Genomic DNA, 17443 nt, shown 5'->3' with positions numbered 1-17443 from the left:
TTCGCGATGACCATCAGAACACCCGTGCGGCACGGGCGGATCAGATCCGTGGCCGCCGCCATCACCACCGCGGGCCTCGCGGCGGCCGGACTCGTGTTGTCCGCGACGCCGGCGAGCGCCGCGGACACACTCGGCGCGGCCGCCGCGCAGACGGGCCGGTACTTCGGCGCGGCGGTCGTGCCGAACCTGCTCAACGACAGCTCGTATGCGGGCACGTTGAGCCGTGAGTTCACCAGCGTCGTGGCCGAGAACGCGATGAAGTGGGACGCCACCGAACCCAACCGCAACCAGTTCTCCTACGGCGGCGGCGACCAGATCGTCAACTACGCGCGCGCCCGCGGCATGACCGTGCGGGGTCACGCCCTGCTCTGGCACGCCCAGCAGCCCGGGTGGGCGCAGGGCCTGTCCGGCAGTGACCTGCGGTCGGCGGCGATCAACCACGTCACCCAGGTCGCCACCCACTTCCGTGGCCAGATCCACTCGTGGGACGTGGTGAACGAGGCCTTCGCCGACGGCAGCAGCGGAGGCCGGCGCGACTCGAACCTGCAGCGCACCGGCAACGACTGGATCGAGGCCGCGTTCCGCGCCGCCCGTTCCGCCGACCCGAGCGCCAAGCTCTGCTACAACGACTACAACACCGACGGCATCAACGCCAAGAGCACCGGCATTTACAACATGGTCGCCGACTTCCGCAACCGCGGTGTGCCGATCGACTGCGTCGGTATCCAGAGCCACCTCAGCTCCAACTCCAACCTCAGCAGCTACCAGGCGAACCTGCAGCGCTTCGCCGACCTCGGTGTCGACCTGCAGATCACCGAACTCGACGTCGGCGGCTCCGGTTCCGCCCAGGCCAACGTGTACCGGCAGGTCACCCAGGCGTGCATGAACGTCGCCCGCTGCACCGGCATCACCACCTGGGGCATCTCCGACCTGCACACGTGGCGCCCCAACGACACCCCGCTGCTGTTCGACAGGAACTACCAGAAGAAGGAGGCCTACCACGCGGTCCTGGACGCGCTCAACGGCGGCGGCAGCGGGAACCCGGGCACCGGCACACCGCTGCGCGGGGTCGGGTCGAACCGGTGCCTGGACGTGCCGAACCAGTCCACCGAGAACGGGACCAGGCTGCAGATCTACGACTGCTGGTCGGGTGCGAACCAGCAGTGGACCTACACCTCGGCCCAGGAGCTGACCGTCTACTCGGGCGACGCGCGGCGCTGCCTCGACGCGTCGGGCGCCGGCACCACCAACGGCACCCCGGTGATCATCTGGACCTGCCACGGCGGCGCCAACCAGAAGTGGACCCGCAACGGCGACGGCACCGTCCGCAACGTCCAGTCCGGCCTGTGCCTTGAGGTCGGCGGCAACGCCACCGCCAACGCGTCCCAGGTCCAGCTGTGGAGCTGCACAGGCGGGGCCAACCAACGCTGGGCCACCCAGTGACCTGGCACGACCGGAGTGGGGCGGCCTGATGCCGGACCTGACCCGCCGGCAGGCGATGCGGATCGGCGCGGTCGGTGTGCTGACGGGAGCCGGGTGGACGGCGACCGCCCGCGCCGGCTCCGCCGCCCCCGCCGACGTGCGGGCGGCCGGTGATCTCGCGCTGTGGTACGACGAGGCGGCCGGGTCGGACTGGCTGCGCGCGCTGCCGGTCGGCAACGGCCGCCTCGGTGCCATGGTGTTCGGCAACACCGACGTCGAACGGTTGCAGCTCAACGAGGACACGGTGTGGGCCGGCGGTCCCCACAACTACGACAACCCGCGCGGGGCCGGCGCCATCGGGCAGATCCGCCAGTTGGTGTTCGCCAACCAGTGGAGCCAGGCCCAGAGCCTGATCGACCAGGCGATGCTGGGCAGCCCGGCGGCCCAACTGCCCTACCAGCCCGTCGGCGACCTCCGGCTGACCCTGCCGAGCGGGGGCGGCGTGTCCGGGTACGAGCGCTGGCTCGACCTCGCCACGGCGACGTCGGTCGTCACCTATGTCGCGAACGGGGTGCGGCACCGGCGCGAGGTCTTCGCGAGCGCGCCGGACCAGGTGATCGTGGTGCGACTGACCGCGCAGACAGCCGGGTCGATCTCGTTCTCGGCCGCGTTCGGCACGCCGCAGCGGGCGACCGCGTCGAGCCCGGACAGCGCGACCGTGGCGTTGGACGGCGTCTCCGGCGACGCGCGCGGCATCGCGGGTTCGGTCAGGTTCCTCGCGTTGGCCAGGGTCGTCACCGAGGGTGGGAGCACCAGCAGTTCCGGCGGCACCCTGCGGGTCTCCGGCGCCACCGCGGTGACCCTGCTGGTGTCGATCGGCACCAGCTACGTCGACTACCGGACGGTGAACGGCGACTACCAGGGCCTCGCGCGGTCCCGGTTGGACGCCGCCCAGACCAGCGCGTACGACACGCTGCGCGCCCGGCACGTCGCCGACCACCAGGCGCTGTTCAACCGGGTGACGATCGACCTCGGCCGCACGCCGGCGGCCGACCAGCCCACCGACGTCCGGATCGCCCAGCACGCCTCGGTCAACGATCCGCAGTTCTCCGCGCTGCTGTTCCAGTACGGCCGCTACCTGCTGATCTCCTCGTCCCGGCCGGGCAGCCAGCCGGCGAACCTGCAGGGCATCTGGAACGACCAGATGAGCCCGCCGTGGGACTCGAAGTACACGATCAACGCCAACCTGCCGATGAACTACTGGCCGGCCGACACCACCAACCTCGGCGAGTGCCTGCAACCGGTCTTCCGGATGCTCGGCGACCTGGCCGTCACCGGGGCCCGCACCGCGCAGGCCCAGTACGGCGCGTCGGGCTGGGTCACCCACCACAACACCGACGCGTGGCGGGGGACCTCGGTGGTCGACGGCGCGGTCTGGGGCATGTGGCACACCGGCGGCGCGTGGCTGGCTACCCTCGTCTGGGACCACTACCGGTTCACCGGCGACGTCGAGTTCCTGCGCGCGAACTACGCGGCGGTGAAGGGCGCCGCACGGTTCTTCCTCGACACGCTGGTGACCGAGCCCACCCTGGGGACGCTGGTCACCAACCCGTCGAACTCGCCGGAACTGACCCATCACCCGGGGGTCAGCGTGTGTGCGGGCCCCACGATGGACACCCAGATCCTGCGCGACCTGTTCGACGGGTGTGCCGGCGCGAGCGAGGTGCTCGGGGTGGACGCCACGTTCCGCGCCGAGGTCCGGTCGGCCCGCCAGCGGCTGACGCCGATGACGATCGGGTCACGCGGCAACGTCCAGGAATGGCTCCACGACTGGGTGGAGACCGAGCCGAACCACCGGCACGTCTCCCACCTGTACGGGTTGCACCCGAGCAACCAGATCACCCGGCGCGGCACGCCGGAGCTGTTCGGGGCGGCCCGGCGCACGCTGGAGCTGCGCGGCGACGCGGGCACCGGCTGGTCACTGGCCTGGAAGATCAACTTCTGGGCGCGGCTGGAGGACGGCGGCCGGGCGCACACACTGGTCCGCGACCTGGTCACCACCGACCGGCTCGCGCCCAACATGTTCGACCTGCACCCGCCGTTCCAGATCGACGGCAACTTCGGTGCGACGTCGGGCATCGCGGAGATGCTGCTGCACAGCCACAACGGCGAACTGCACGTGCTGCCCGCGCTGCCCCCGGCGTGGCCGACCGGGAACGTCACCGGCCTGCGCGGCCGCGGCGGCCACACGGTCGGCGCGACGTGGACGGCCGGCCGGATCACCGGGCTGACCGTCACACCGGACCGGGCCGGCACCGTGCGGATCCGCAGCCGCCTGTTCACCGGCACCTACACCCTGCGCGACACGACGGCCGACACCGTGGTCACGCCGGGGACACCCGAGACCGACCTGGTCGAGTTCACCGCCCAGGCCGGGCACACCTACCAGGCGACCGGCCAACCCGGGTCGGTGGTGGAGCCCGGGGTGTACTACCGGCTGCTTGCCCAGCACAGCGGGAAGTTCGCCGACATCAGCGGGGCGTCCACCTCGGCCGGCGCGCTGCTGCACCAGTGGTCGGCCACCGGCGGGGCCAACCAGCAGTTCGACTTCCTCGACTCCGGCGGCGGCTACTACCGGATCCGGGCGCGGCACAGCGGCCTCGTGCTCCAGGTCGCCGGCGCGAACACCGGCGCCGACATCACCCAGCAGGCCGACACCGGCGCCACGAGCCAGCAGTGGCAGGTGGTGGACCAGGGCGGTGGCGTGGTCGCGCTCGTCAACCGGCACAGCGGGCTGGCGATGGACGTGTGGTCGGCGGCGACCACCGACGGCACCCGCATCTCGCAGTGGACGGTCACCGGGGCCGCCAACCAACGCTTCCAACCACAACGCGCGTAGACACCCCACCAGCGGCGGGATCGGATCAACCACCGGAGGAGTTGTGATGGTCAGGCGAGGGTACTTTCTGGGAGCGGTCACGGCACTGCTCCTGCTGACCGGAGGCGGCGCGGTCACCGCGCAGGCGGCGCCGGAGGACGACGTCGGCACCGCCGGCTGCGGATCGGCGCCCACGTTGACCAGCGGCACCCACACGATCCAGAGCGGGGGCCAGAACCGCACCTACATCCTGCGGGTCCCGGCGAACTACGACCAGAACCACCAGTACCGGCTGTTCTTCGGGTTCCACTGGCTGGGCGGCACCGCCAACGACGTCGACTCGGGCGGTACCGACGGGTACAACTGGTCCTACTACGGGCTGCGGCGGCTGGCGGACAGCACGAACAACGCGACGATCTTCGTGGCGCCCCAGGGCTTCAACAACGGCTGGGCCAACTCGGGTGGCCAGGACGTGACGTTCGTCGACGACATGCTCCGGGAACTGCGGGCGGGGCTGTGCGTCGACACCACGCAGACCTTCGCCGGCGGGTTCAGCTACGGCGGCGGGATGAGCTACGCGCTGGCCTGTTCGAGAGCGGACGTGTTCCGCGCGGTGGTCGTCTACTCGGGTGCGCAGCTGAGCGGGTGCGCCGGCGGCAGCCAGCCGATCGCCTACCTGGGCATCCACGGCCTCACCGACAACGTCCTGGGCATCTCCCTGGGCCGGGGTCTACGGGACACGTTCGTGCGCAACAACGGCTGCACCGCGCAGAACCCGCCGGAACCGGCACCGGGCAGCCGGGGGCACGTCGTCACCACCTACTCGGGCTGCCGGTCCGGCTACCCGGTCGTGTGGGCGGCGTTCGACGGCGGGCACACCCCCGGCCCGATCGACGGGTGCGGCTGCGACGGCTGGCAGACGTGGACCTCGGCCGAGGCGTGGCGGTTCATCACCCAGTTCCAGAGCACCGACCCGGATCCCGACCCGGATCCCGACCCGGATCCCGAACCGGGTGCCTGCCGGGTCAGTGACACGGTCAACTCCTGGAACGGTGGCCTCACCGCGGAGATCACGATCACCAACACCGGCACCACCCCGGTGAACGGCTGGTCGCTGGTCTTCACCCTCCCGGCTGGCCAGACGATCACCTCCGGGTGGAACGCGAACTACTCACCCACCTCCGGCCAGGTGACGGCCAGCAACGTCGCGTACAACCCGAACATCGCCCCGGGGGCGTCGGTCGGCATCGGCTTCCAGGCCAGCCACTCCGGCGACGCGAGCGGTCCGGTCTCGTTCGCGCTCAACGGCGCGTCTTGCACGGTCGGCTGACCCGTGGAGTACCGCTCGGCTCGTCCGGACGGGCCGAGCGGTGCCGGCTCACTCCTGGACGGTGGCCTTGTCCAGCACCGCCATGAACGCGCGCGACCACTCCGGCAGGTCGGGCCAGCCCCGGCAGGACACCATGGTGCCGTCCACGACGTCCGGTGCGTCGACCACGACCGCGCCGGCCTGTTCCAGGTCCGTCCTCAGCGGCGGGAAGGCCGCGGTGGTGCGTCCGTTCAGCAGCCCCAGCGCGGCGGGCACCTGGGGGCCGTGGCAGATCGTGCCGACCGGGAGCCCCCGGTCGAAGAAGTGGCGCACGATCCGGGCCACGTCCGGGTTCGTCCGCAGGTACTCCGGCGCGCGCCCACCGGGGATGACCAGTGCGTCGTAGTCCTCGGGGACCACGTCGGCCAAGGCCACGTCCACGGGCAGCAGGTGGCCGGGTTTCTCGGTGTAGGCGTCGCAGTCCGGCTCGAAGTCGTGCACCACCAGCTTCACCGGTCGGGTCGTCGGGGCGGTGACGACGGCCTCGTGACCGCCTTCCCGCAGGCGGAACACCGGGTACATCGAGTCCAGTTCCTCGGCGGCGTCGCCGGTCAGTATCAGCACGCGGGCCATGCCGTTCCCCTTCGTGGTCGACGTAGTGGGAGCGCTCCCAGGGCGCGACCGTCGCCCGGGCCGGTATTCGGGAGGGAAGGGCCGCGACAGGTGTTGCCCGGATCACACCATAGCCGGACCGCGGTGGGCGGAGTCAAGAGCCGCCCGGGATCAGTACGACTCATCGGTGATGATCATGCGTTCGGTAGCATCCGCTCGCATGGGGGAGGTCGAGTCGCACTCGTCGTACCGGCCAGGCTACGAGGTCGTCGCGGAGCGGATTCTCCAGCTCATCGCCGACCTGGAACTGGCGCCGGGGGACCGGATGCCGACCGAGAAGGACCTGGCCACACGGCTGGAAACCAGCCGTGGCATGGTCCGCGAGGCGGTGAAGATCCTCTCGGCGATCGGCCGGGTCCGGGCCCACCGGGGCCGTGGCCTGCATGTCGCCGACGACGAAGGAATGCTGGGTTCCGCGCGCTGGGGAGGGTTCTTCCTGCCGACCGACCTTGACCACGTGTACATGCTGTTCGAGTTCCGCCGCGTCCAGGAGGTCGCCGCCAGCAGGCTCGCCGCCACCAACGCGACCCCGGCCGAGCTGCGCGCGATCGAGGCGGCGGTCGAGGTCTGCAAGGAGGGCCACGAGACCGGGGAGGCGGCGATGTTCGAGCGCGGCGATGACGACTTCCACCTCGCCGTCGCCGTCGCGTCGCACAACCAGTTCCTGGTCGTGGCGGTGCGCGAGGCGCGCCGACTCCAGCGCCAGTCCAGCACCATCGGCCTGCGTGGCTCTCTCGGTGGGCACGCGGCGGAGGCGGTCGAGGAACACGCCGCCATCCACCGCGCGATCCGCGACGGGAAACCGGACGAGGCGGGGGCGGCCGCCGCCCGGCACCTGGACAACACCCTTGAGGACTACCGCCGCGAGATCCAGCGTCGACTCTTCGGCTGAGAGGCGCATCGAGTTAGCGTTAACATCCTTTTCTCCAACTGTTGACCCGGCTGTGTGCTCGGTGCTTTCATGTCAACGATGAGTTGATGTCCTGAGCCTCTGGATGTGCTCGGGCATGTACCCCTCGCTTGTGTTTGCGCTAACACCCTCTCGTCATCCGAACGTGGGAGCGCTCTACATGATCTTCACGAGACGCGGGCCCGGCCGCCCGACCGCCCTGGCGACCCTGCTGGTGGTCGCACTGCTGAGCGCCGCCGCGATGGTCGTCAACCCCACGCCGAGCGCGGCGGCCACCGTGGACACCAGCGCGTGGTACGTCCTGGTGAACCGCAACAGCGGCAAGGCACTGGACGTCTACGACCTCGCCACGAACGACGGTGCGCGGATCACCCAGTGGGCCCGCAACGACGGCGCGAACCAGCAGTGGCAGTTCGTCGACTCCGGCGGCGGCTACTACCGGCTGAGGTCCCGCCACTCCGGCAAGGTCCTCGACGTCCACAACTTCTCCACCGCCGACGGCGCCGCGATCGTGCAGTGGGCCGACGGGAACGGGACCAACCAGCAGTTCCGCCTCGCCGACTCCGACAGCGGCCACGTCCGGCTGCTCAACCGCAACAGCGGCAAGGCCGTCGAGGTCCAGAACGCCGCCACCGCCGACGGCGCCAACGTCGTCCAGTACACCGACTGGGGCGGCGCGAACCAGCAGTGGCGCCTGGTCCAGGTCGACGGTGGCGGGCAGCCCGCCGACCAGTTCACCAACCCCGTGGTGTGGCAGGACTTCGCCGACGTCGAGGTCATCCGGGTCGGCGAGGTCTACTACCTGACCGCCTCCACCATGCACTACTCGCCGGGCGCGCCGATCCTGCGGTCCTACGACCTGGTCAACTGGGAGTTCGCCGGGCACTCCGTGCCGTCGCTGGACTTCGGCACGAAGTACGACCTGACCGGCGGCCAGCGCGCGTACGTCAAGGGCATCTGGGCGTCCACCCTGGCCTACCGGCCGAGCAACCGGACCTACTACTGGGCGGGCTGCATCGAGTTCAACGACACGTTCGTCTACACCGCGTCCAGTGTGGAGGGACCGTGGAACCGCCATGCCCAGATCGACAACTGCTACTACGACGCCGGCATGTTGATCGACGACGACGACACCATGTACGTCGCCTACGGCAACACCACCATCAGCGTCGCGCAGCTGTCGGCGGACGGCCGTAGCCAGGTCCGCGCGCAACAGGTCTTCCAGACCCCGCAGAACATCGGCACGCTCGAAGGCGCCCGGTTCTACAAACGGGGCGGCAGCTACTACATCTGGCTGACCCGCCCAGCCAACGGGCAGTACGTCCTCAAGTCGGACAACGGCCCGTTCGGCCCGTACACCGTGCGCCAGGTCCTGCTCGACCTGCCCGGCCCGATCAGCGGCGGGGGAGTGCCGCACCAGGGCAGCCTCGTGCAACTGCCCAACGGTTCCTGGTACTACATGGCGTTCGTCGACGCCTACCCCGGGGGTCGGGTGCCCGCGCTGGCGCCGATCACCTGGACCTCCGACGGCTGGCCGGTGCTGCAGACCGTCAACGGCCGGTGGGGCGTGAACTACCCGTCGCCGCTGCCGACCCGGCCGGTGACACCGCTCATCGGCACGGACACCTTCACCGGCACCGCCCTGCGCCCGCAGTGGGAGTGGAACCACGACCCCGACACCAGCCGGTACACGGTGAACAACGGCCTGACCCTGCGGACGGCCACCGTCACCGGTGACCTGTACGCGGCCCGCAACACCCTCACCCACCGCATCCAGGGCCCCACCTCCACGGCGACCATCGAACTGGACCACGGCGCGATGCGCGACGGCGACCGGGCCGGGCTGGCGATGCTCCGGCAGTCCTCGGCCTGGATCGGTGTCAAGCGGGACAACGGCACCAGCCGGGTGGTGATGACCAACGGTCTGGCCATGGACGGCAGCTGGAACACCACGAGCACCGGCACCGAGGTGGCGAGCGCGGCGATCAACGGCAGCAGGATCTGGCTGCGGGTCAACGCCGACATCCGGCCCGGCTCCGGCCGGCAGGCCCACTTCTCCTACAGCACCGACGGGACCACGTTCACCCCACTGGGCAACGCGTTGACGCTGAACAACACGTGGCAGTTCTTCATGGGCTACCGCTACGGGATCTTCAACCACGCCACGCAGGCGCTCGGCGGCGCGGTGACCGTACGCCGCTTCGACCTCACCACGCCGTGACATCTCCCTCGCGTGGCCCCGACACCGTAAGGAGAACCAGCATGAACTCGATGGGCCAGGCCCCCGCGTCGCCCCGGGCGGGGCGCGTCCGGCGACGGCGTGGGGCACGCCTGCTGACCACCCTGCTCACGACCGTCCTCGCGGCCGGTTCCGCGGTCGCGCTCAACCCCGGCGCGGCGTCGGCGGCGACCGTCGACACGAGCGCCTGGTACGTGCTGGTCAACCGTAACAGCGGCAAGGCGCTGGACGTGTCCAACACGTCCAGCGCGGACGGCGCGGTGATCCACCAGTGGGCGCGCCACGACGGCGCGAACCAGCAGTGGCAGTTCGTCGACTCCGGCGGCGGCTACTACCGGTTGAAGTCCAAGAACTCCGGCAAGGTCCTCGACGTCACCAACTGGTCGACCGCCGACGGCGCGCGGCTCCAGCAGTGGCCGGACCTCAACGGGGCCAACCAGCAGTTCCGCCTCGCCGACTCCGACGGCGGTTACGTCCGGCTGGTCAACCGCAACAGCGGCAAGGTGGTGGAGGTCCAGGGCGCGTCGACCTCGGACGGGGCGGCCGTCGTCCAGTACAGCGACTGGAACGGGTCCAACCAGCAGTGGCAGCTCGTCCGCCTCGGCGGCGGCGACCCTGGCACGTGCTCGCTGCCGTCGACCTACCGGTGGTCGTCGTCGGGGGTGCTCGCGAACCCGAGGCAGGGGTGGGTGTCGCTCAAGGACTTCACCTACGTGCCCTACAACGGCCGGCATCTGGTCTACGGGACGACGCACGACACGGGCACGAGCTGGGGTTCGATGAACTTCAGCACCTTCTCGAACTGGTCGGACATGGCGTCGGCCAGCCAGAACGCGATGAACTCCGGCACGGTCGCGCCCACGTTGTTGTACTTCGCGCCGAAGAACGTCTGGGTGCTCGCCTACCAGTGGGGTGGGCCGGCGTTCAGCTACCGGACCTCGAGCGACCCGACCAACCCGAACGGCTGGTCGGCCCCGCAGACACTGTCCACCGCGAGCATCTCCGGCTCCGGCACCGGGCCGATCGACCAGACGCTCATCGGCGACGGCACGAACATGTACCTGTTCTTCGCCGGTGACAACGGCAGGATCTACCGTCAGACCATGCCGCTGGGCAACTTCCCCGCCAGCTTCGGGTCGTCCTACACCACGATCATGACCGACTCGACGAACAACCTGTTCGAGGCGGTCGAGGTCTACAAGGTCAAGGACCAGAACCAGTACCTGATGATCGTCGAGGCGATCGGCAGCAACGGCCGGTACTTCCGCTCCTTCACCTCCTCCAGCCTCAACGGAACGTGGGCCCCGCAGGCCGCCACCGAGTCCAACCCGTTCGCCGGCAAGGCCAACAGCGGCGCGACCTGGACCAACGACATCAGCCACGGCGACCTGATCCGCTCCAACGCCGACCAGACCAAGACCATCGACCCCTGCAACCTCCAGCTCCTCTACCAGGGCCGCAGCCCCAACTCCGGCGGCGACTACGGTCTGCTGCCCTACCGGCCGGGCGTGTTGACCCTGCAACGCTGACGGCCCACTCGTCCGGCGCCCCACCCGCCACCCGGGTCGGGGCGCCGGACTCAGCCGTGGGCCACCCCGCTGACCCTGGCCTGGGCGACGGCCAGTGAGGTCAGCCGATGGGCGCTGTCGCGCAGCAGCGTCACCATCTGGTCGAGTTCGGGTTTCACCCGGGCCGTCCAGTCGTTCTCGAACGCGATCCGATCGGCGCCGTGCCACACCATTGTTCCGATCGCCGTGTCGATGTGGCGAATGATGAGGGTGAGCCCGTCGCCGTAGTCGGTGAGCGTGTTCGCGTCGGAAACGACGGACTTCACCAGGTCCTCGCCGTCCCGGCTTTCGATACCCCGCCACTCGGCCATACCGGATCTCCTTTCGGTTCTCGACAGACTAGGTCACGATCTTTCGTTTCGTGCCTTGTGACCAGCGAGATCATGCCGGAACCTTCCGCTCCTGACGGCGTGGACGCTCGGCCGGCACGGCCCTAATCTCCTCGCTGGAATCACGAACGTCGCGAACCACAAGGGTGGCAGAGAAATGTCTTTTCAGGGCGCCGCGATCGAGGACCTGACGGTGTTGCGGTCCAGGTTCGTCGACGCGCGGCGGACCGCTCGCGACGCCGCCGAGTACACGACCGGACTGGTCCGCGCGTGGCAGGTGCACGGTCCGGCCGGAGACGAGCTGCGCGAGGACGTGAACGCCCTGCGCGTGCGCCTGGGCAACTCCGCCGGCGCGGTGGACGAGATCGTTCGTCGCCTGGGCCAGGACATCGACGAACAGCGCCGGGCCAGTGCCGGCGGCGTGGACGGTGTGGGTGAGCCCGTCCTGACCCGGTCCGCCCAACTCGCCACGACCGAGCCGGCGCCACCGTCGTGGCCGCACGTCACGGTCGACGTCCCCCCAGGCCTGCTGGCCCCGCTCGACCCGGCCAGGCGGGAGGCCAGGGCGCGGGAGGTGTTCGGCCTGATCTCGCGCACCGTTCCCGAACTGGCCGGCAAACGCTGGGAGGACTGGGATCCCCGCAGGGGTTTCACCCACAACGAGCCGTTCGTCCGCGCCGGTTACGAGTACTATGCCGGTCTGTTCGCCGACAGGCCCCAGTTGCACTGGGCGGGCATGGCGAAGCTGGCCGGCACCGTCGTCTACGCGGGTTTCGAGGACATGCGAATGGTGCGCGACCTGCTGCGCGACACGTCCACGGCCGTCCCGGAGAGCTGGCCGATCACCAGGCGGGTCGCCGAGGCGTTCGCCCAGCTCACCGACCAGCAGATCGCCCATTTCGAGAACAAGTTCCTGGAGATGCACCAGGCGGTCTTCCTCGATCTGGCCTTCCAGCACGAGGCGTACCGCCGGGAGGGCGTCGGCGGCATCGAGCGGCTCGCGAACAACGGTGACCTGCCTCGGGAACTGGTCGACGTGTGGCGGATGATCGACTCGTCCGAGCCGGCGACGGTCGCGGAGGGCAACAGGCTGTTGCTGCTGCGCGAACAGAAACAGGTTCTCCAGCCGTTCTACGACGAGATCGTGAAGGATTCCACGGGCCAGATCTTCACCCAGGTCATCAGTGCGACCACCCAGTCACCGATTCCCGGTGGCGCCGGCCTTCTCGACGGCTCCCGAGGGGGCAACGTCGCGGTGTTCGACGACCGGTGGTCCTGGATCCAGGGCGACATGTTGCCGAAGTACGAGCAGTTCCTGGCCAGTCGTCCCGGCGAGGCCAAGGAACTCATCGGACGGTCCATCACGGACGCGTCGGACAGGTTCAGGATCTCGGAGCGTCTCACCCTTCCCGTTCCCGCCCTGAAATAGCCGACGGTGTCGTCACCGGCGCGGGGAACGTCACCCCGGTGAGTTGCTCGGAGACGGTCCACAGGCGTCGCTGGGTGGCCTGGTCGTGGGAGTCGCGGCTGGAGGAGACGATCGTCGGGTGGCCGCGGGTCTCGCCGAGTCCGCCGGGGCCGTAGTACTGGCCGCCGGTGACGGTCGGGTCGGTGGCGGCGCGCAGGGTGGGCAGGGCGCCCATCGCGGGCTTCTGGGTGAGCAGCGGCGCGAGCCAGGTGACGGGCAGGCGGACCGGGGCGGGCGCGTTGCGGACGAGTTCGGTGTTGGACACGCCGGGGTGCGCGGCCACCGCGATCGTGGTGCCGTGCCGGGCGAGCCGGCGCTGGAGTTCGTAGGTGAACATCAGGTTGGCGAGCTTGGACTGGCCGTAGGCGCCGACGCGGCTGTAGGAGCGCTCCCACTGGAGGTCGTCGAAGTGGATGGCGGCCCGGAGGCGGTGGCCGGTGCTGCTGACCGTCACGACGCGGGAGCCGGAGACGGGCAGGAGCCGGTCGAGCAGCAGGCCGGTGAGGGCGAAGTGGCCGAGGTGGTTGGTGCCGAACTGCAGTTCGAAGCCGTCGGCGGTGGCCCGTTTCGGGGTGTACATCACGCCGGCGTTGTTGATCAGGAGGTCGAGGCGCGGGTGGGCGGCACGCAGGTCGGCCGCCGCGGACCGGATCGAGGCCAGCGAGGTCAGGTCGAGGGCCTGGACGGTGACGTCACCGGTCATGCGGGCGGCTGCCCGCCTGCCCTTCTCGACGTCGCGCACGGCCAGGACCACGGTCGCTCCGTGTGCGGCGAGCATCCGCGCGGTCTCGAAGCCCAGCCCGGTGTTGGCGCCGGTCACGATCGCCACCCGGCCGCGCTGGTCGGGGATGTGCTGTTCGGTCCAGTTCCCGCTCACGACACCCTCCTAAAGAACCATCGGTCTCTTATAGGGACGACAGTAAGAGACCGGCGGTCTTCTGTCAAGGGACCGGCGGTCTGTAAGCTAGGCTGAGGCCGTGACGTTTCAGCGGGCGCGAAGCGAGGAGCAGCGGGAGATCCGCCGCCGGGCCATCCTGGACACGGCGGCGGCGATGCTCGGCGAGATGCCCGTGGCCGAGGTGAGCCTCAACGAGCTCAGCCGGCGGGTCGGCCTGGCCAAGTCGAACGTCCTGCGCTACTTCGAGTCGCGCGAGGCGGTACTGCTCGAACTGCTGGACGTCTTCCTGGAGAGCTGGCTCGCCGAACTGGACCGCGAGCTGGCGGCCGGCATCGAGGCGACCGCGACGCCGGAGGCGCGGGCCGGCCAGCTCGCCGACATCCTCAGCCGGTCGCTGTCGGACCGGACGGTGCTGTGCGACCTGTTCGGCGCGCAGGGTGGCGTCCTCGAACACAACGTCTCCGTCGAGGTGGTCAAGCGGCACAAACGGTCCTCCCTCGCGAAACTCGCGACCATGACCGACCTCGTGCGCCGTCACGTGCCGGAACTCGGCGACGGCGCGCAGCTGTTCTGCCTGATGAGCCTGGTCTCGGCCGGCGCCCTGTCCGCCTACGTCCCACCTCCGCCCAGCCTCCTCGCCGCCTACGCACAGGAGCCCGCGCTCGGCGAGCTCCAGCTGGATCTTCACGACGCCCTGCGGATCTCCCTGCGCTCGTCGCTGCTGGGCGTCCTGCCACGCGCCTGAGCGGGCTTCTTGACACCCCTGACCTGCGTTTGTTGTAGTGGCAGGGAGTTGGGTCGTCGGCGCGTCGGGCGCGGACGCGAGGAGGCGTTCGAGTGGGCCGACGAACCGAGCCGCACCGCGACGCACCGACGCAGGCCGAGCGTCCCCCATTCGTCGACCGTCACGGGACCCTCGCGTCACTGGTCGCCGCCGTCAGCGAACCGTCGGTCGTCCTGGTGTCCGGCGAGGCGGGAGCCGGCAAGTCGCGCCTGGTGGCCGAGCTGCGGGCGGTGTGCCCCTCGCTGGTCGGCCGGTGCTACCGGCTGCGGGACCCGTTCCCGCTCGGCCCCATCGTGCACGTCCTGCGGGCCCTGCCCGAGGGCGCGCTGCGCGACCTTCCCGCGTCGGCGGGCGCGCTGCGGCTGCTCGTGCCGGAGCTCGCGGCCTGCCTGCCGCCGCTGCCCGCCGGCGCCCAGGACCCGAGAGTGCTGCCCCACCTCATGTTCCGGGGCATCGAGGCCGCCCTGCGCGCGGCGGGCCCGGTCGTGCTCGTGATCGAGGACGCGCACTGGATCGACGAGCAGACCCTGGAACTGCTCGACTTCCTCGTCAGCGACCCCGTTCCCGGGCTGTCGGTGGTGGTGACCTTCCGCGACAGCGAGGTCGATCCCGCCGTGCCGGCCCTGGCCGCCCGCGCCGGCGAGTCGGTGCCCGTCTCCCGGATCACCCTGTCCCGCTGGGACGTCGCGGACACCGGCCAGCTCGCCGCCGCGATCCTCGGCATCGAGCGGGTGAGCCCGGAGTTCGCCGAGCACCTGTGGCAGCGCGCCTCCGGCCTGCCGCTGGCGATCCGGGAACTGGTCCGCCTGCTCGTCGAGCGGGGCACCGTCGCCATGCACGACGGCGAGATGATGCGCCGCGGTCTCGACGAGCTGGAGGTCCCGGCCGGCCTGCGTGATCCGGTACTTGAGCGGGTCTCCCGGCTGGCCCAGGACGCCCGGGCGCTCGTCGAGGCGGGAGCGGTACTGCAACGGCCGGCCGACCGCGCCACCCTGGCCGCCGTCGCCCGGCTCCGGGGCGCGCGACTGACCCGGGGCCTGCTGGCCGCGGAGGAGTCCGGCCTGCTGGTCGAGCACGAGGGCGTCTACGAGGTGTCGCACGTGCTGGCCGCCGAAGCCGTCTACGGTGTGCTCTCCACCGTGCGTCGGGAGATCCTTCACCGGCGGGCCGCCGCCGCCCTGAGATCGGTGACGCCGTGCCCGCTGTCGCAGATCGCTCACCACGAGCGGGAGGCGCGGGACGCGACCTGGCCGGACACCGCGGAGGCGGCGGCGAAGCAGGCCTTCGGCGCGGGTGACGACGAGTCGACGATCGCCGCGCTCGAACCGCTGCTGCTGGAGCCGTCGGTACCGGCGGCACAACGCGCCCGCGCGTTGGTGATGGCGGCCAGGGCGTCGATCGAATCGACGCGCGGGGTCGGACTGCTGGGGGTGTTCGAGTCGGAAGTGGCGCGGGAGGACGGTTGCCTGAGCGCCGACAACCGGGTGCGGGTCGCCGTCAACCTGAGCCAGGCGGTGCACTTCCAGCTCTGCGACGCCACCCTGAGGACCGACCTGCACGCGTTGGTGACCGCCGAGGGCGTGTCGGACTGGGCGAGGCTCGCGACCGAGGCCATCGTGCTCACCCGGTGGCTGCCCGGCCGGTCGACCGCGGAGGTCGAGGACGCCACCGCCGACCTCGAGGCGCGGTGCCGGGCCGCGGACCTCGACGACGACCGGCGTCGGCAGCTGCGCATGATGGTCGACGAGGTGCGCCTGTTCACCGGTCGCACGGACCCGCACCGGTTGGACACCCGGCGCGCCTACGTGCCGCCGACGGACCGCAACATGTTCATCGGGCACATGAGCCTGATCGAGATCGCGGCGACCAGCGGCGACCTCGCCTTCGCCACTCGGCTGCTGGACCTGTGCGACGCCGTCGACGACCCGGTCATCGCACCGTCGGTGCGCAGCAGACGGACCGCCACGTTCCGGCAGCAGATCGACTTCCTCCGGGGACACTGGGCCGACCTGGTACGGGAGAACGGCGACGTGCGGCCGTCCCTGAGCACCACCGCCAGCCTCCGGCTCACCGAGGACGCGTGCTCGGCGGCACTGACCCTCGCCGTGAAGGGCCCCACCGCCGAGACCGTCGAGGAACTCGACCGGGTACTGGCGATCGCGGGCCAGGGCAGCCTGCACGACGCGCTGGTCCTGGCGCTCACCCCCCGCATCCGCGCGGCACTGGCCACCGGGGAGACCGCGGACCTGCCCGGTGTGGACCGGTTCCTCGCGGCGGTGCCCGACCACGCGATCATCCCGTGTCTGTACCAGGCGCTGCCTGAGGTGACCGCACTACTGCTCGCCCGTGGCGACGTCGACCGTGCACGACGGACGGTGGCCGCGTTCGCCGACGAGGCCGAGCGCATCCACGCACCGTTGGCGCCGGCGTCGGTCAGCCACGCCCGTGGCTTGCTCGACCTGGCCGACGACCCTCGGAGCACGCGGGCCGGTGAACTCCTCGGCGCGGCGGCCGGCCACTACGGCGAGATCCCGATGACCTACGAGGCGGCGCGGGCGTGGGAGCTGACCGCCCGGGTCCTGCCCGACACCGACCCGCGTGCCGAACAGCTGCTGGTCCGGGCCCTGCGTACCTTCCGCGAACTGGGTGCCACCTGGGACCTGGACCGGGCGCGCCAGGCGGCGCGGAGCAGGGGATGGACCGTGCCCGGCCCGGCTCGGGTCGGCCGGCCCGCCTACGGCGGAGAGCTGTCGCCACGGGAGCGCGAGGTCGCCGAACTGGCCGCCCAGGGGCTGACCAACGACGAGATCGCCCAACGGCTGTACGTGTCGGTCCACACGGTGCGCAAACAGGTGGCCGCCGCGCTGCACAAGCTCGGGCTCGACTCACGCCGTCAGCTCGCGCGGCACCTCGCCGGCACCGGCTGACGGTTTTTTGGGCCGGTGTGGCCCATGGTGGGCCAGGTG

12 protein-coding genes are annotated in these 17443 nt (G+C 70.6%); 9 read left to right on the top strand and 3 right to left on the bottom strand.

Going from position 1 to position 17443, the window contains the following annotated elements:
- Positions 1–6 precede the first annotated feature (6 nt).
- The 3 genes from BLA60_RS18035 to BLA60_RS18025 are packed head-to-tail and all read left to right on the top strand — an operon-like array spanning position 7 to position 5630.
- A complete protein-coding gene (locus BLA60_RS18035) occupies positions 7–1443 on the top strand; it encodes an endo-1,4-beta-xylanase (protein ID WP_075134083.1) in 1437 nt (478 codons plus the stop codon).
- Between the two features lie 28 nt (positions 1444–1471).
- Positions 1472–4321, top strand: a complete 2850-nt coding sequence (locus tag BLA60_RS18030; RefSeq protein WP_075134082.1) for a glycosyl hydrolase family 95 catalytic domain-containing protein — start codon at positions 1472–1474, stop codon at positions 4319–4321.
- A gap of 46 nt (positions 4322–4367) precedes the next feature.
- A complete protein-coding gene (locus BLA60_RS18025; RefSeq protein ID WP_075134081.1) occupies positions 4368–5630 on the top strand; it encodes a CE1 family esterase in 1263 nt (420 codons plus the stop codon).
- Between the two features lie 48 nt (positions 5631–5678).
- Here BLA60_RS18025 and BLA60_RS18020 read toward each other — a convergent pair whose 3' ends face one another.
- Positions 5679–6242 carry a DJ-1/PfpI family protein gene (locus tag BLA60_RS18020; protein WP_075134080.1) on the bottom strand — a complete coding sequence of 188 codons (564 nt, stop codon included), beginning with the start codon at positions 6240–6242 and terminating at the stop codon, positions 5679–5681.
- 199 nt (positions 6243–6441) lie between these two features.
- Here BLA60_RS18020 and BLA60_RS18015 point away from each other — a divergent pair, with 199 nt between their 5' ends.
- The 3 genes from BLA60_RS18015 to BLA60_RS18005 all read left to right on the top strand — a co-directional run bounded on the left by BLA60_RS18015 (position 6442) and on the right by BLA60_RS18005 (position 10959).
- On the top strand, positions 6442–7173 hold the full coding sequence (locus BLA60_RS18015; protein ID WP_075134079.1) for a FadR/GntR family transcriptional regulator: 732 nt from the start codon (positions 6442–6444) through the stop codon (positions 7171–7173).
- Positions 7174–7351: 178 nt separating this feature from the next.
- Positions 7352–9412 carry a family 43 glycosylhydrolase gene (locus BLA60_RS18010; protein WP_075134078.1) on the top strand — a complete coding sequence of 687 codons (2061 nt, stop codon included), beginning with the start codon at positions 7352–7354 and terminating at the stop codon, positions 9410–9412.
- A 41-nt stretch (positions 9413–9453) separates the two neighbouring features.
- Positions 9454–10959, top strand: a complete 1506-nt coding sequence (locus BLA60_RS18005) for a non-reducing end alpha-L-arabinofuranosidase family hydrolase (protein ID WP_154814431.1) — start codon at positions 9454–9456, stop codon at positions 10957–10959.
- A gap of 50 nt (positions 10960–11009) precedes the next feature.
- Here BLA60_RS18005 and BLA60_RS18000 read toward each other — a convergent pair whose 3' ends face one another.
- Positions 11010–11309: a hypothetical protein gene (locus BLA60_RS18000; RefSeq protein ID WP_075134077.1), complete on the bottom strand. Its 300-nt coding sequence runs from the start codon at positions 11307–11309 to the stop codon at positions 11010–11012.
- Between the two features lie 175 nt (positions 11310–11484).
- On the opposite strand from BLA60_RS18000, the gene BLA60_RS17995 reads away from it, so the two are divergent.
- A complete protein-coding gene (locus tag BLA60_RS17995; RefSeq protein WP_075134076.1) occupies positions 11485–12756 on the top strand; it encodes a hypothetical protein in 1272 nt (423 codons plus the stop codon).
- Here the strand turns inward: BLA60_RS17995 and BLA60_RS17990 are convergent.
- The gene (locus BLA60_RS17990; protein ID WP_075134075.1) at positions 12728–13672 is read right to left on the bottom strand and encodes an SDR family NAD(P)-dependent oxidoreductase; all 945 of its coding nucleotides are present in this window, start codon (positions 13670–13672) and stop codon (positions 12728–12730) included. The two genes, BLA60_RS17995 and BLA60_RS17990, sit on opposite strands and share 29 nt — an antisense overlap.
- Positions 13673–13772: 100 nt before the next feature.
- Here BLA60_RS17990 and BLA60_RS17985 point away from each other — a divergent pair, with 100 nt between their 5' ends.
- Entirely contained in the window at positions 13773–14438 is a 666-nt protein-coding gene (locus BLA60_RS17985; RefSeq protein ID WP_075134074.1) for a TetR/AcrR family transcriptional regulator, read from the top strand.
- 92 nt (positions 14439–14530) lie between these two features.
- Positions 14531–17404: a helix-turn-helix transcriptional regulator gene (locus tag BLA60_RS17980; RefSeq protein ID WP_075134073.1), complete on the top strand. Its 2874-nt coding sequence runs from the start codon at positions 14531–14533 to the stop codon at positions 17402–17404.
- Positions 17405–17443 lie beyond the last annotated feature (39 nt).

Origin of the sequence: Actinophytocola xinjiangensis, assembly GCF_001921215.1 — a bacterium.
In the GTDB taxonomy this organism is placed as follows: Bacteria; Actinomycetota; Actinomycetes; order Mycobacteriales; family Pseudonocardiaceae; genus Actinophytocola; species Actinophytocola xinjiangensis.
The sequence above is the reverse complement of the archived record's forward strand: the minus strand, read 5'-3'. Positions and strand labels throughout refer to the sequence as shown.

Coding starts and splice junctions, on each gene's coding strand:
- BLA60_RS18000 (WP_075134077.1), bottom strand. CDS start 11,309: ATGGCCGAGTGGCGGGGTATCGAAAGCCGGGACGGCGAGGACCTGGTG.
- BLA60_RS18010 (WP_075134078.1), top strand. CDS start 7,352: ATGATCTTCACGAGACGCGGGCCCGGCCGCCCGACCGCCCTGGCGACC.
- BLA60_RS18030 (WP_075134082.1), top strand. CDS start 1,472: ATGCCGGACCTGACCCGCCGGCAGGCGATGCGGATCGGCGCGGTCGGT.
- BLA60_RS18020 (WP_075134080.1), bottom strand. CDS start 6,242: ATGGCCCGCGTGCTGATACTGACCGGCGACGCCGCCGAGGAACTGGAC.
- BLA60_RS18025 (WP_075134081.1), top strand. CDS start 4,368: ATGGTCAGGCGAGGGTACTTTCTGGGAGCGGTCACGGCACTGCTCCTG.
- BLA60_RS18015 (WP_075134079.1), top strand. CDS start 6,442: ATGGGGGAGGTCGAGTCGCACTCGTCGTACCGGCCAGGCTACGAGGTC.
- BLA60_RS18035 (WP_075134083.1), top strand. CDS start 7: ATGACCATCAGAACACCCGTGCGGCACGGGCGGATCAGATCCGTGGCC.
- BLA60_RS17995 (WP_075134076.1), top strand. CDS start 11,485: ATGTCTTTTCAGGGCGCCGCGATCGAGGACCTGACGGTGTTGCGGTCC.
- BLA60_RS18005 (WP_154814431.1), top strand. CDS start 9,454: ATGAACTCGATGGGCCAGGCCCCCGCGTCGCCCCGGGCGGGGCGCGTC.